The organism is Pseudovibrio japonicus (assembly GCF_014651595.1).
Lineage (GTDB): Bacteria > Pseudomonadota > Alphaproteobacteria > Rhizobiales > Stappiaceae > Pseudovibrio > Pseudovibrio japonicus.
Genome location: NZ_BMXE01000002.1, coordinates 316,891 through 330,643 on the forward strand (window position 1 = coordinate 316,891; position 13,753 = coordinate 330,643).

The window sequence follows — 13,753 nt, forward strand, 5'->3', positions numbered from 1 at the left end:
CAAGAGCATGCAATCACGCCATCAGAACCCAGGAAAATGCGACAAAATATCACACCTGAATAATCTAAAGGCCCGACATTTGACTCCTGAGCATCAAATTTAGATCAAAGCGATACCCTCTAAAGACCAGAATCTGGTCTACATAATCACAGAGGCCGGCCCATTCTTGAGGTCTTTTCACCTTAAGTTTCATCTCTGAGTATGATTAGAGTTTGCAATCCCTTATATCTCAGGCAATTTGTGAGTGTGGCTGTTGCGTAACTGTTGGCAAAGCCTCAAATGAACAAGGTTTCTATAATCCCGTGAGTGTAGTGATGTCAGATCAGCGCAAAGTCGTGTTTCAAGGAGAAGTGGGAGCCAACTCCCATATGGCGTGCAACGCCGTCTACCCAGAGTATCAAGCTGTCCCTTGCCCGACTTTTGAAGACTGCTTCCACGCGCTCCAAACCGGGGAAGCAGAACTGGGCATGATCCCGATCGAAAACTCGGTCGCAGGACGTGTTGCGGATATTCATAATCTGCTTCCTGGTAGCAATCTTCATATTGTCGGCGAGTACTTCATGCCGATCCGATTTCAACTCATGGGCATCAAAGGCACCAAGCTGGAAGACCTGAAGAGCGTTCAAAGCCATGTAATGGGTTTGGGTCAATGCCGAAAATTCATCCGTAAACATAGTCTTCAGCCAATCATTGGTGCCGACACCGCAGGTTCTGCACGTCAGGTTGTTGAAGGTGGTGATAAAACAATTGGTGCGTTTGCTCCTGAACTTGCTGCCGAGGTTTATGGTCTGGATATCCTTGCGCGCGATTGTGAGGATGCAGCACACAACACAACCCGGTTTGTGATCCTCTCCCCTGAGAAGAAACAGGCAGCGAACTCTGGTCAGCCGATCATTACGACCTTCATTTTCCGCGTTCGGAACGTTTCTGCTGCCCTATACAAAGGGCTGGGTGGATTTGCGACGAACAACGTCAACATGACAAAGCTGGAGTCTTATCAGCTTGAAGGTCAGTTTTTTGCTTCAATGTTTTATGCAGATATCGAAGGACACCCTGAAGATCCCAACGTAGCCCTTGCACTTGAGGAGCTGGCGTTTTATTCGACTGAACTAAATATTCTTGGGGTGTACAATGCGAGCCCGTTCCGCGAAAAAATTCGGGAACCTGAGGCCAATCGTGCGTTGCGTCCTACACCAGGAAAATAACAGTTGTAGGCCTTGCTCTAACGGTAAGCCACCTATGTATCGTTCCGGGCATTTGTGAACCGGGCTAGTTACAAGGACTTTACATGTCTGAATTCAAGTTTGATGCATTGTGCATCGGCAATGCAGTCACTGACGTCTTCTCTCATGTGGAAGATAGCTTTCTCGTTGAGCAGTCTCTGGTTAAGGGATCCATGCGCCTCATTGATACTGATGAAGCGCTGCGGCTTTACGATAAAATGGGCCAAACAACCCGTATTTCGGGCGGCAGTGCTGGAAATACGGCTGCCGGCATTGCGTCCTTAGGCGGAAAACCATCCTATTTTGGCAAAGTGGCCGACGACGAGATTGGCGACGTTTATCGCCATGACATGAATAGCATCGGCGTTCACTTTAATACTGGCCCATTGCGCGATGACCTGCCTTCCAGCCGGTCTATGATCCTGATCACGCCCGATGGCGAGCGGACCATGAACACCTATCTTGGTTCTGCAACCAAGTTGACGGCGTTTGATATCGACCGCGATGTGGTTGCCAGTTCTGAAATCACCTACATGGAAGGCTATCTATGGGACGAGGAAGCTGCGAAAGATGCCTTCCTCAAAGCCTCCAAGATTGCCCATGAAGCCGGCAAGCTGGTTTCCCTTTCTCTTTCAGACAGCTTCTGCGTTGATCGCTTCAGAGATGAATTCCTGCAACTGATCCAAGAAGACAAGGTCGACATCCTGTTTGCGAATGAGCATGAGCTCAAGGCGCTCTACCAGACCTCCGATATTGAAACAGCAATTGCGCTGGTTCGCGAAGATTGCACTCTCACAGCCCTGACATTGGGCTCTGAAGGCGCGATGGCGATCTCTCGTGAGGAAACCGTGCACGTGCCTGCAACAGCGATTGTCGGCGGTGTGCGTGACCTGACCGGGGCTGGTGATCTGTTCGCCTCCGGCTTCCTGTTTGGTCTGGCTCGCGACTTCAGCCTGAGCGACTGCGCCGAGCTGGGGTGTCTGTGTGCGGGTGAAGTGATCAGCCACGTGGGTGCACGTCCCGAAAAACCTCTCAGCCAGATCGCAGAACAGAGTGGCTTCACGCTTAGAGCCTAACAACTGGCACTGATGAATTAGGCGGCTCACGGGCCGCCTTTTTTATGTGCCGATCTCTTCGATACTGCCTGCGCTAGTCACCTGAAAGAAGAGCGGCTGTGCTGTAGCAATATGTAGGCTCTCTGTCTCGTCTTGCCCGAGGTTGCAGATTCTCGCGATCAGTCCTCGGATTGTATTCCGGTGCGAGGCGATGAGGATATTCTTTCCGCTCGTCAACTGAGGCAGGACACGGTGTTTGAAAACACTGTGTGCTCTGTTTGCGGTCATCTCCAAGCTTTCACCGCCGGGTGGAACAGCCTGCAATGAGTTGCGCCATTGATGCACCTGCGCCTCACCATGTTTGTGACATGCCTCTTCGATCGAGGTACCAGTGAGCTTGCCGTAGGCTCGTTCATTGAGCTGATCATCTTTAATCACATGCAGGTGAGGCTGATTGGTTTCCTGAAGGATCAAGTCCAGCGTCTTACGGGCGCGCTTGAGGGTTGATGAGTAGGCCATATCGAACTGAATTGCCTGCGAGCCGAGGGTACGGCCCGCGTTTCTGGCTTCCTCAACGCCCTTGGGCGTCAACTCTGGATCGCCCTGCCCTGAGAAAATCCTGCGCGCATTCCATTCACTTTGTCCGTGACGCACCAACACCAACATTCCCATAAGACACGCCCCACAGATTCTCCAATATGGGTGCCTTATATAGCTTCCTGCACAGCTCTAAACCCGACTTTTGTTGAAATGCTCAGAGATTTCAGCTGGGCTCGAGAATCTTGGTGGGCAGACCGTCCAGACTGGTGACGTTGTATTTCCGCCAGTAATTCTCCAGTTCCTCGCGATCCATTGTCTCGTAGTAAGGCAGGAACTCCTTCTCAACACGGGTATCGACCAACTCCATGTGCGGGACTGTTGAGCCGCATGAGGTCTGGATCAGTTCGATGTCCAGATCGAAGATTTGCCTGCACCCCGGTAACTCCGGGAACTGAGCAACCAGATTGTTCCACTCCGGGTCCCTTGGGTGGACCACCTTTGCAGTTCCAAACACCCGCAGCGTGAGGCGCTGCTCGCCGAACGAACAAAACATGAGAGTCATTCGGCCATCTTCCTGCACATGGGTGGCCGTTTCATTGCCAATGCCGGTCAGGTTCAACCAAATGACCCGCTCATCACTCAGGACCCTCAGCGTATCCATACCCTTGGGAGACAGGTTGATATGTCCAGTGGCAGCAGCGGTCGCCACGAAGAATACTGATTGTTCTTCGATATGCTGGCGAAATCTGCGGTTCAGTTTCTTCGCTTTTATCATCTGCTCTCAGGACCGTTTCAAGGACGCTTAATCAGCATCAGCATACTGGGCGTTAATGCGGCGCTGCTCGCTTGCGTAGCTGCCGGAACGGCCGCCATTGCGTTTGTCGTAGCTTCTTGCCCAAGCCTGCCAAAACTCTTCCGAGGTGGCGTCCATATCTGTGATTTCCGGCTGGACAATCGGCGTCTTCGGCAGGATCGTGTTGGGCAATTGCACAACTTGCAGCAAAGGCCGATGGCGTGGGAAGCTGATGGGCACATCCTGCTTGCGCAGCTTCACATTGATGAAGAGCGGCGAACAGAACCAGCTGGAGTCGATCATTGCTTCAAAGCAATCAAAGCCGGAATTGGACGGAAGGTTGATCGGACCACGAACCCAATGGCACTGGCCTTCATCACCAATCAGACTGTAGCCGGTGCCAATCTGGACGATATCGCCTTCCGGAAACACATCCAGAAACGGCGGGTAGTAGTCTTCCAATCCTTCCGGACAGAGTTTTTGGTAGTCTTCCACGAAATCGGTAAGATACAGCCGGTCGAGCAAGGTCCACTCACCATCAGCACCTAGCTTGTAAAGGACCTCTGATCCGGTCCACATCAGGTAAAAGTCTACTGGCGGGTAAACGTAGTAGCCTTGGCGAGAAGCCGTAACAAGGGGCTCACAGTACTTCATTGCCCGAGCAGGCATCATGCCAAGATTTGTTCCATCTGCCTTCACGACATCTGGGGCAGACTTGACCATTCTTACAAACTTCACGGAAATTCCCTCGCAGAAAGATACTCTGCTACAAAAAAAGAGAGGCAGTCTGGACTGCCTCACGCATTAGATTATTTTGGCTTTTTCTTCTCATCTTTTGGAGCCAACCCGCCGTTCAATTTTGCTGGCTTAGCTTGTGCAGATGCTGGGCGACCGTCGTTTGCTACAGAAAACTTCATAGGTTGTCCTCTCAATCAGAATTAAATAGGTGCATACATTTTTTGTAAGCTTTGAGAGGCTTGCATCGAATCTGGCATAGCACAAGGCAAATAATAATCACGCATTCATTATCTATTATTGATAATTCGCAGTGCTTTATATTTCACGGACTTAGTATTTAAATAGGGTCTATTTATGTGAATAATATTTATGCCTTGAATTCCAACTCAGGTACTATTTAGGGGCATATCTTCGGAAAATAAAAAAGCGACCCCGAAGAGCCGCTTTTTTGATTCCGGATTGTCAGCCTGGCTTAAGCGTCTGCCAGATCCTCGACAGAGAGAACCTTACCTTCTTCATCAAGGCGATAAACAACAGGCTTGCCTGTGCCGAGTTCACGCTTGAGGATTTCTTCGCGTGAGAGGCCTTCCAGTTCCATGATGAGGGAACGCAGAGAGTTGCCGTGTGCAGCAACGATAACGCGATTACCTTCGAGAACTTTTGGAAGAATGTCAGAACGGTAGTAAGGCAAGGTGCGTTCTGCAGTCATCTTCAGGCTTTCACCGCCTGGGGGAGGTACGTCGAACGAACGGCGCCAGATGTGGACCTGCTCGTCACCGAACTTCTTACGTGCTTCGTCTTTGTTCATGCCCGTGATGTCGCCGTAATCACGTTCGTTCAGAGCCTGGTCCTGAGAAGTTGGCAGGTCTTCCTGACCAAGCTCACCGAGGATCAGCTTGAGTGTGTGCTGCGCACGCAGCAGGTCAGAAGTGAACGCCAGATCAAACGTCAGGTTCATTTCTTTGAGTTTTTTGCCTGCAGTTTTTGCTTCTTCAACACCCTGCTCTGTCAGATCCGGGTTTTTCCAGCCGGTGAACAGGTTTTTCAAATTCCATTCGCTTTGTCCGTGGCGGACGAGAACCAAAAGGCGTTCCATCAAACTCTCCTAGGGAGGCTATGTGTTCTTGAAAGCAGTTGTCTTGGAAGACTGCTTTCAAAGTCATTCCGCATATCTCGCAATATCGAGTATGCGCTACGTATCACTCGTCATTTAGGCCGAGAACATCGGCCATTGAGTATAAGCCCGGCTGCTGCTTATGCGCCCAGATGGCGGCCTTCACCGCACCGCGAGCAAAAATCTGTCGGTCTGTTGCTATGTGTGAGAGTTCTATACGCTCTCCTTCGCCTGCAAACATCACCGTATGTTCACCTACCACTGAGCCGCCGCGCAGTGTTGCGAACCCGATATCGCTTCTTTTGCGCTCTCCAGTGATACCGTCACGGGAGCGAACACTATGAGGTTCCAAAGGAATTTCGCGACCCTCAGCTGCTGCCTCGCCAAGCAAAAGTGCTGTGCCTGATGGTGCATCAACTTTGTGTTTGTGGTGCATTTCCAGAACTTCAATGTCGAAATCCTCATCAAGCGCAGCTGCAGCCTTTTTGACGAGACCAGCCAGCAGGTTAACACCCAAGCTCATATTGCCGGATTTTACAATGCGGGCGGATGTCGCGGAGTGAGCCAGCTCAGTGGATTGCGCGGAGGTCATACCGGTTGTGCCGATGATGTGCACGATGGAATGGCGTGCGGCTGCCTCTGCGAATAGGACGGTTGCTTCCGGCCTCGTGAAATCCAGAACTCCGTCAGCTTCTGCGAAAGCTGCGTTGAGATCGGACATGATTTCAACGCCGAGTTTGCCACATTCGGCCAGCTCGCCAGCATCCTTGCCGAGAAACTCGGAGTTTTCGCGTTCAATCGCTGCGGATACCACCACACCGTCCATCTCGGTTACGGTGCGAACCAAAGTGCGGCCCATTCGGCCTGCTGCGCCGACAACAACCAGTCGCATGTCGCTCATCTCATTCCCCCGGGCTACGAGGAGCCCCTCCAGACTTAAGGTGAGAGTGGGTATAGCAGGCAGTTTGCTTTGTTTCAAACCGAATAGAGCGAAGAGATGGCTCTCGCTTCGGTTGTGAGGATTTCTCAATCTGTACAGCGAAAACAATGCAGGCCTGCAGGCCGCAACGTGGCAGCTCAGTCATGCGCGATAATCTGGTAGGGGGAGAATGTGCTTGCTCTACAGAGCAAGCTGGATGCGCGAAGAGCACCGCATGGGGGCCATGCAGTGTTGAAGCTGAAGTTTCCCGCTGAAACGGGTGGAGCAAGGCGAACAGGCTCTGCCTGCGCTACTTGTTAAGTTAGTTTCTTCGGCATTGGCTGCTCGCCTTGCCCGGGTCTTTTATCATGAACGCGCGGGTTCCTTCTCGAACAGACGTGACTGACACATTGCTGTGCCATTGGCTGTTTCCTGCCACCGCCGGACGCCCTTCGGAACGATCTCATTTCCCCTATACCACTGCGGTCTCAAAAGGGGACGCTTCACCGGACCTCCCGACACGATACGTTACCTCATGCCGGTAGCCCAACCCCACCCACGCCGAGGGACGGACGGTCCGTCCCTGCCCGAATGCGTGGGCACGAGAACAAGCATAGGGTGGATTGGAGCAAGGGGGATAAGTTTTTTGAATGGCTCTCTCCGCAAACACTAAAATATAAGTGAGTGATAGGCTGAGCTGGGTGCCTATAACAATGTTGGGTGCCGACCATGTGCATTTTTGGTAGGAGAACTAAAAGTTCTTCTTTTAAATCACTCATCAATCTTCGAATTTTTAGTTTGATGGATAGGACCAAAGGCGCTCTCTTAGTTCATAGTTCAGGGCAATACTCTCGTTCATGGCATCTTCACCGAGAGTTTCGACCAGAGTGGTCTCCTCCGAGAGCAGAGAAACCCCAAGGCCAGCCCTGGAGTTCTTAAGGGGCAACCCGATAGCCTCAAGCACCGTGGGATAAACATCCATGAGGGATCCGAGCTTGTCGGTTTTCCCGGGTTCAATACCGGGGCCAAACACGAAGAAGAGATTTCTTCGCTCGCTACTTTGCAACTCAGAATAGACACTATTTTTCATCGCAAAATGATCGCTCTGAACAATAATCACGGTGTCCTCTAGCAGGCCAAGTTTCTGGCTCTTGCTAATAAAATCGGCAAGGAGCCAGTTCGTGCATTTCACGGCCTTCAGCATCGTCACGCGAGCCTGCATGATCCGCTCCATACTCTCGCATTTTGGCGAAACAAGCCCAATGGGAGAGTGCCCCCCAATTGTCTCAATGGTGAGGCCAAATCTTTGTCCGGCCTGTACGTTCTGCTGCAGGATTTCCAGGGCTTTATCAAAGACAAGTTCGTCGCTTACACCCCATGCATTTTTGTGTCGTTCGAGGTTGTCCGTACCTTCGAGCTTTTGCAGAAAGTACTCCGCCCCCATAACCTGTTGAAAGCCATGCATGTTATAGAAGTTGGAGAGTCCTGAGAAAACCAAATCTACCCCAGCCAAAAACGTCAGATCATACCCTTCGTTTGGTAGAACATCACCCAGACACACCGCTGATGGCAGGAAGCCGGACAGTCTCCAAAATTTATTTGCGTATGAAAATCCCGCTGGCGACAACGGGACGCCACAGTGCGAAGCCGTCATACCAGCGATAGTCCAGCCTGTATCCCTTACCTGAACAAGATTGGTTGCCTCAAATCCACGATCAATCAACGGCTTCAGCGGATCCATCACATCACCAAAAAGTTCTGAGCGCATATAGGTACGCTCAGCGCTTTCCAGATAGATATGAATGAAGTTCATTTTGCCGCTTCCAGTTTGTGGAATCGGGGAAGGAACCTGATACTCTGCGGCAAAATCGGCAACTTGTTGCTGGAACAAGTTTACCCTTTGAGAAACAAAAGCCCCCAACAGAAAAGCGTAAAATACCATGGCAAGCAGGAACTCTGCTTTTTTGTAGGCTGTGCTTTGGTACAGTAAAATCAGGCTCCCAATCAGGAAAGCCAGAATTCCAAGTGCAAACTTTATGCCCCCAGTTACAAAGGGTCCGACTAAATCGGGGCTGAGATGCCCCATTCCCACTTGCAGGTGAAACATAACCGCTGTCAGGTCTATGTCTCCCATCATGGCTTTGTAATAGCCTAACAGCGTTAGAATTATAAAAGGCAGGAGTAAGTGCGGGAAGTTTAGTTTCCTTGGAGATTTAGTTTGATCTCCTGTCAATATAAGCGTCAATACTGAAGCAGTAAGAAGTGATGGAAGTACAAATAGATCATGTAAGTCGAATGACTCTTTAATAACATGAAATGTACCGATCGATAAAAGAATGCATGCTACGATTACAATATAATATTCTTGGAAATACCTGATAGCTTCATCTAGTTTTATTCTGATGTACACTACAAAATATCCTATTATCGAAATGCATTTTTGAGACCAGCAAGAACAATTATCGTGAGGAATTCGGATGAAACCAACCCCATGAAAAGGATGGATATTTTTCAGACCCAGCTCGCTCCTGGAGAGGTCAATCGTTCCACCACCTCCCAATCCATGCCACACACAAAAAGGCCGGCTCATTTCTGAGCCGGCCTTTCTTAATTGAATTGAAGAGCTGGGATTAGTCCGCAGCTTTCTCTTCTTTTTTCTCTTCGCGAGGGATTTCCTGACCAGTTTCCTGGTCAACAACCTTCATGGAGAGACGTACCTTACCGCGCTCATCAAAGCCCATCAGCTTAACGAAGACTTTGTCGCCTTCTTTCACAACGTCGGTCACTTTCGCGACTTTGCGTGGAGCCAGCTGGGAGATGTGAACCAGACCGTCGCGTGCGCCGAAGAAGTTTACGAATGCGCCGAAGTCTACAGTCTTAACAACAGTACCTTCATAGATGACGCCAACTTCTGGCTCAGCAGCGATGGAGTTGATCCAGTTGAGAGCAGCTTTAATCGCTTTACCGTCAGAAGAAGCCACCTTAACGGTGCCGTCGTCTTCGATGTTCACTTTTGCGCCGGTCTTTTCAACGATCTCGCGGATAACTTTACCGCCAGAACCGATCACTTCACGGATCTTGTCTACTGGGATCTTGATCACTTCAATACGTGGAGCATGCTCACCAAGCTCGGAACGAGCTTCGGTGATTGCATTTGCCATCTCATCAAGGATGTGAACGCGACCGCCTTTAGCCTGCTCCAGAGCGACTTTCATGATCTCTTCGGTGATACCGTCGATCTTAATGTCCATCTGCAGCGCAGTGATGCCGTTTGCAGAACCTGCAACTTTAAAGTCCATATCGCCGAGGTGATCTTCATCACCAAGGATATCGGAGAGAACTGCAAAGCGCTCGCCTTCCTTGATGAGACCCATCGCGATACCAGCCACAGGAGCCTTCAGAGGAACACCAGCGTCCATCAGGGACAGGGATGCACCACAAACGGAAGCCATGGAGGAAGAACCATTGGACTCAGTGATTTCAGAAACAACACGCAGGGTGTATGGGAAATCATGGTGTGCAGGCAGCATTGGGTTAACAGCGCGCCATGCCAGTTTACCGTGACCGATTTCACGACGTCCTGGGGAACCCATGCGACCAGCTTCACCTACAGAGTATGGAGGGAAGTTGTAGTGCAGCATGAATGCAGATTTGGTGGTGCCTTCGAGCTTGTCAACGAACTGCTCGTCTTCACCTGTACCCAGTGTTGCAACAACCATTGCCTGAGTTTCACCGCGTGTGAACAGGGCAGAACCGTGTGCACGTGGCAGCATGCCAACTTCAGAAACGATTGAGCGAACAGTGGAAAGGTCACGACCATCGATACGGGAGCCAGTATCAAGGATACGGCCACGAACGATTGCAGCTTCAGCTTTCTTGAACAGGTCAGAAATAACAGTCGCGTCAGGAGCGCCTTCTTCACCGGTTACAAGAGCTTCAATAACTTTCGCCTTCACAGCATCAACAGCGTCTTTACGCTCTGTTTTAACAGTGATGGAGTAAGCAGCGCCAAGCTCTTCAGTAGCCAGTTCCTGAACTTTTGCGAACAGTTCAGAATGATCTGGCAGGTTCAGTTCACGTGGTTCTTTAGCAGCTTTTTCAGCAAGCTGGATGATTGCGTCGATTACTGGCTGGAAGCCTTTGTGACCGAACATCACAGCGCCGAGCATGACTTCTTCGGAGAGTTCCTGAGCTTCGGACTCAACCATCAGAACAGCGTCGTTGGTACCTGCAACAATGAGGTCCAGATCGGTTTCTTCCATCTGGTCAACTGTTGGGTTCAGAACATATTCGCCGTTGATGTAACCAACACGAGCGCCACCGATTGGGCCCATGAATGGAACGCCGGAGATGGTGAGTGCTGCGGATGCACCAACCATTGCCAGAATGTCTGGAGCGTTCTCGAGATCATGAGACAGAACAGTGAGAACAACCTGAGTTTCGTTCTTGTAACCATCTACGAACAACGGACGGATCGGACGGTCAATCAGACGGGATGTCAGGGTCTCGTGCTCGGACGGACGGCCTTCGCGCTTAAAGAAGCCACCTGGAATGCGGCCAGCAGCGTATGCCTTTTCCTGATAATTTACGGTAAGTGGGAAGAAATCCTGACCTGGCTTTGCGGTCTTCGCAGACACAACAGTCGCGAGAACTTTTGTCTCGCCGTATGTTGCGATGACTGCGCCGTCTGCCTGACGAGCAACCTTGCCGGTTTCAAGGATGAGCGGACGTCCGCCCCAATCTACTTCCACGCGATGTATATCAAACATATCTTTATCCTAACGTTCGCCTCAGTGCCTGATGGTCGTCACCAAGCTTGAGGCTGTCATTTGCCGGCAATGCGCGCACAAACTCCTTGAGCAACAAGGGCGCGATGCCTTTTCAGGTCGAACAATTGCAGGCAAGACAGCGGGAAACTCATCGTTTGCTAAGCTTCCGGCAATCCTGCCAGGTCTTCATTCGACTATTTCATTCCGGAAGAGGCCTCCCCTTTTCCAGAATACCCTCCAACATTTTCCAGGAACACCATGGAAACACGAGGAGGTAGGGAAAACGCGGCAAGCTGTCGCTGCCGCGCTTCGAATTCTTCGTCTTAGCGACGAATGCCCAGACGCTCAATCAAGGACTGGTAACGGGAAACGTCTTTGCCCTTAACGTAGTCAAGAAGCTTACGACGCTGAGAAACCATTTTCAGAAGACCACGACGTGAGTGGTTGTCTTTCTTGTGGCCCTTGAAGTGCTCAGTCAGAACTGTGATACGGTGTGTCAGGATCGCAACCTGTACTTCCGGAGATCCAGTATCGCCTTCTTTAACAGCGAATTCTTTGATCAGTTCTGCTTTTTTTTCTGGCGTAATCGACATCGATTTTTCCTTATCTGATAGCAGCCGAGACTGCGTCTTATTGAATGCCTTTACAGGCATGCGCTCTTTTGCAGAGCTATGTGCTGAACTCGGGCCGTGCCAAGATGTCGTCTAGCAGGGTCAGGTCAACACATTTAAGCCGGGTAAGCAGTTGCTTCCCAGCGGCGGGACTATGACCGAAATTCTTTCAAAAAACCAGAAGAATCTTGAGATCGGTGCAACCAAAGAGCTTAGTGAAACCGTTCAGCTTTTATGCAAATTACACAAACAGCTTGCGGGTCTTGTTCCGGCACGTCCTTATTGGATGGCCAGCACACGCATTTCAAGACAAACTCGTCCGATTCAATTTGTGATTTTGATTGCCGGATACCGCGCTTGTCCTGTGCGCGGCTCCGCAAACCAACGAGGAACGCTTAGGGCAGCGTTCCTCTAGGAACTTAAAGATTGAAAACCCGCTTGGGCTTGAACTGCCCCTTTGCGACTTCGCCAAGCGCGATCAACTTGCCGCCGGAAACCACATAGGCTTCTTCCGGGCCAATAGGAGCATCAGCGCCACGAAGAAGGACCGGGTTGCCTCGTTTTACCTTTGCAGCTGCGTCAGATGTAATCCTGATTTCGGCAAACTGCTGGAGGGCGACTTCAACGGGGTTGATGTGTCCGATCAGCTCTGGATTTTCGAGCGGGTTGAGGACCGGAGGCTCTTCGCCCTCCTCAACTTCGACAGCCATTGCTTCTTTGGCGGCGCGCAGCTCATCCAGTGTGACCATCTGCTCTTCGCCGAATGGCCCAACAAGCAAACGGCGCAGGTCGGTGACGTAGCCGCATGTGCCGAGGCGTTCGCCAAGGTCCCGTGCCAGAGAGCGGACGTAGGTGCCCTTCCCACACTCAGCTTCGAAAACTGCGCGGTTCTCATCCAAACATTCAACGAGGTCGAGGCGGTGCACTACGATTGTGCGAGCTTCCAGCTTGACGTCTTCGCCGTCGCGGGCGAGGTCGTATGCGCGGTTTCCATCAACCTTGATTGCCGAGAAAATCGGTGGGACCTGCTCAATCGCGCCGCGGAATTCCGGCAGGACTGCGAGGATTTCCTCTTGTAACGGACGCACGTCAGACGTTTTGATCGCCTCACCTTCTGCGTCGTCAGAGGTGGTTTGGGTGCCCCAGGTCACTTCAAAGCGATAAACCTTGCGGCCATCCATGATGTAGGGAACGGTCTTGGTTGCTTCTCCGAAGGCAATCGGCAGGCAGCCTGTTGCCAGTGGGTCAAGCGTACCTGCGTGACCAACCTTCTCGGGGTGGAAGATTCTCTTCAACTGCCCCAATGCATCATTAGAGGTCAGGTTCAAAGGTTTATCCAGAACAAGCCAACCGTTTACAGGGAAACGGGGTCTACGTCGCTGCTGTCTGCGCGCCATACTTCTCAGCTCTTAAATCTTTGCCGGTGCTTTGCTTCAGGTGGCTTTTGCCCAAAAACCCGATGGGTGCCTTTCGGAAGCATACGCCCTATTATAGCCTAGCCGCGATCATCATCCTGATCATCATGGTCATCAATACCGCCGTCAGCGAAATCCTTGCGGATGCTCGGTTCGTGCAGCAGGCGGGTGATGAGATCATCGTCATCGAAGCGGGTATCTGCAACAAAACGGAGGTCGCAGGTGTACTTCATGGTGACACGACGTGCGACCTGACCACGCAAATACTTTGCGTTGCGCTTGAGAGCGGCCAGAACCACCTCAACATCGCGGCCACCCATTGGCATAACGAGGACATCAGCCCATCTCAGGTCTGGCGACATGCGGACTTCAGGAACGGTAATGATCACGCCATCCAGATCCGGATCGGAGACGCGGCCACGTGTCAGGAGGTCTGAGAGTTCCTTACGGACCAGCTCGCCTACACGCAACTGACGCTGTGATGGCTGACCTGCAAATTCATCGCGTGCTTTTGCCATTGTTTTCTCTCAATTTCTTTGAGTTTGTAACAGCAGAGCGCCGACGGAGATTTCTCCG

At 51.2% G+C, this 13,753-nt stretch carries 13 protein-coding genes; 3 read left to right on the forward strand and 10 right to left on the reverse strand.

The annotated features are described in order from the left end of the window. Window positions 1-314 precede the first annotated feature (314 nt). On the forward strand, window positions 315-1,205 hold the full coding sequence (locus IE076_RS06240) for a prephenate dehydratase (RefSeq protein ID WP_189435910.1): 891 nt from the start codon (window positions 315-317) through the stop codon (window positions 1,203-1,205). A gap of 83 nt (window positions 1,206-1,288) precedes the next feature. Further along, a complete protein-coding gene (locus tag IE076_RS06245; protein WP_189435911.1) occupies window positions 1,289-2,299 on the forward strand; it encodes an adenosine kinase in 1,011 nt (336 codons plus the stop codon). Window positions 2,300-2,341: 42 nt separating this feature from the next. On the opposite strand, the gene IE076_RS06250 is transcribed toward IE076_RS06245, so the two are convergent. From IE076_RS06250 to rpsO, 8 genes are all read right to left on the reverse strand, one after another. Then, window positions 2,342-2,950 (reverse strand): 2,3-bisphosphoglycerate-dependent phosphoglycerate mutase, encoded by a 609-nt coding sequence (locus tag IE076_RS06250; RefSeq protein WP_189435912.1) that lies wholly within the window; start codon window positions 2,948-2,950, stop codon window positions 2,342-2,344. 91 nt (window positions 2,951-3,041) lie between these two features. Beyond that, entirely contained in the window at window positions 3,042-3,593 is a 552-nt protein-coding gene (locus IE076_RS06255) for a pyridoxamine 5'-phosphate oxidase family protein (protein ID WP_189435913.1), read from the reverse strand. A 27-nt stretch (window positions 3,594-3,620) separates the two neighbouring features. Beyond that, window positions 3,621-4,349: a DUF6065 family protein gene (locus IE076_RS06260; protein WP_209008907.1), complete on the reverse strand. Its 729-nt coding sequence runs from the start codon at window positions 4,347-4,349 to the stop codon at window positions 3,621-3,623. A 472-nt stretch (window positions 4,350-4,821) separates the two neighbouring features. Then, window positions 4,822-5,448 (reverse strand): 2,3-bisphosphoglycerate-dependent phosphoglycerate mutase, encoded by a 627-nt coding sequence (locus IE076_RS06265; protein ID WP_189435914.1) that lies wholly within the window; start codon window positions 5,446-5,448, stop codon window positions 4,822-4,824. Between the two features lie 100 nt (window positions 5,449-5,548). Next, entirely contained in the window at window positions 5,549-6,364 is an 816-nt protein-coding gene (dapB, locus tag IE076_RS06270; RefSeq protein WP_189435915.1) for a 4-hydroxy-tetrahydrodipicolinate reductase, read from the reverse strand. A gap of 811 nt (window positions 6,365-7,175) precedes the next feature. Continuing rightward, complete coding sequence (locus IE076_RS06275; protein WP_194539858.1) at window positions 7,176-8,792, reverse strand: sulfatase-like hydrolase/transferase; 1,617 nt, start codon at window positions 8,790-8,792, stop codon at window positions 7,176-7,178. Window positions 8,793-9,012: 220 nt separating this feature from the next. Further along, complete coding sequence (gene pnp / locus IE076_RS06280) at window positions 9,013-11,151, reverse strand: polyribonucleotide nucleotidyltransferase (protein WP_189435917.1); 2,139 nt, start codon at window positions 11,149-11,151, stop codon at window positions 9,013-9,015. 323 nt (window positions 11,152-11,474) lie between these two features. Next, entirely contained in the window at window positions 11,475-11,744 is a 270-nt protein-coding gene (gene rpsO, locus IE076_RS06285) for a 30S ribosomal protein S15 (RefSeq protein ID WP_189435918.1), read from the reverse strand. A 172-nt stretch (window positions 11,745-11,916) separates the two neighbouring features. Between rpsO and IE076_RS06290 the strand changes: the two genes are divergently transcribed. Then, the gene (locus IE076_RS06290; RefSeq protein ID WP_189435919.1) at window positions 11,917-12,177 is read left to right on the forward strand and encodes a hypothetical protein; all 261 of its coding nucleotides are present in this window, start codon (window positions 11,917-11,919) and stop codon (window positions 12,175-12,177) included. A 4-nt stretch (window positions 12,178-12,181) separates the two neighbouring features. Here IE076_RS06290 and truB read toward each other — a convergent pair whose 3' ends face one another. Together truB and rbfA are read right to left on the reverse strand one after the other, a co-directional pair. After that, the gene (truB, locus tag IE076_RS06295; protein ID WP_189435920.1) at window positions 12,182-13,159 is read right to left on the reverse strand and encodes a tRNA pseudouridine(55) synthase TruB; all 978 of its coding nucleotides are present in this window, start codon (window positions 13,157-13,159) and stop codon (window positions 12,182-12,184) included. Between the two features lie 98 nt (window positions 13,160-13,257). Then, a complete protein-coding gene (gene rbfA, locus IE076_RS06300) occupies window positions 13,258-13,695 on the reverse strand; it encodes a 30S ribosome-binding factor RbfA (RefSeq protein WP_189435921.1) in 438 nt (145 codons plus the stop codon). Between the last annotated feature and the right edge of the window lie 58 nt (window positions 13,696-13,753).

Excerpts from the sequence above, each read along its gene's own strand:
- IE076_RS06240 (WP_189435910.1), top strand. The coding sequence starts at position 315 with ATGTCAGATCAGCGCAAAGTCGTGTTTCAAGGAGAAGTGGGAGCCAAC.
- IE076_RS06245 (WP_189435911.1), top strand. The coding sequence starts at position 1,289 with ATGTCTGAATTCAAGTTTGATGCATTGTGCATCGGCAATGCAGTCACT.
- IE076_RS06250 (WP_189435912.1), bottom strand. The coding sequence starts at position 2,950 with ATGGGAATGTTGGTGTTGGTGCGTCACGGACAAAGTGAATGGAATGCG.
- IE076_RS06255 (WP_189435913.1), bottom strand. The coding sequence starts at position 3,593 with ATGATAAAAGCGAAGAAACTGAACCGCAGATTTCGCCAGCATATCGAA.
- dapB (WP_189435915.1), bottom strand. The coding sequence starts at position 6,364 with ATGAGCGACATGCGACTGGTTGTTGTCGGCGCAGCAGGCCGAATGGGC.
- pnp (WP_189435917.1), bottom strand. The coding sequence starts at position 11,151 with ATGTTTGATATACATCGCGTGGAAGTAGATTGGGGCGGACGTCCGCTC.
- rpsO (WP_189435918.1), bottom strand. The coding sequence starts at position 11,744 with ATGTCGATTACGCCAGAAAAAAAAGCAGAACTGATCAAAGAATTCGCT.
- IE076_RS06290 (WP_189435919.1), top strand. The coding sequence starts at position 11,917 with ATGACCGAAATTCTTTCAAAAAACCAGAAGAATCTTGAGATCGGTGCA.
- truB (WP_189435920.1), bottom strand. The coding sequence starts at position 13,159 with ATGGCGCGCAGACAGCAGCGACGTAGACCCCGTTTCCCTGTAAACGGT.
- rbfA (WP_189435921.1), bottom strand. The coding sequence starts at position 13,695 with ATGGCAAAAGCACGCGATGAATTTGCAGGTCAGCCATCACAGCGTCAG.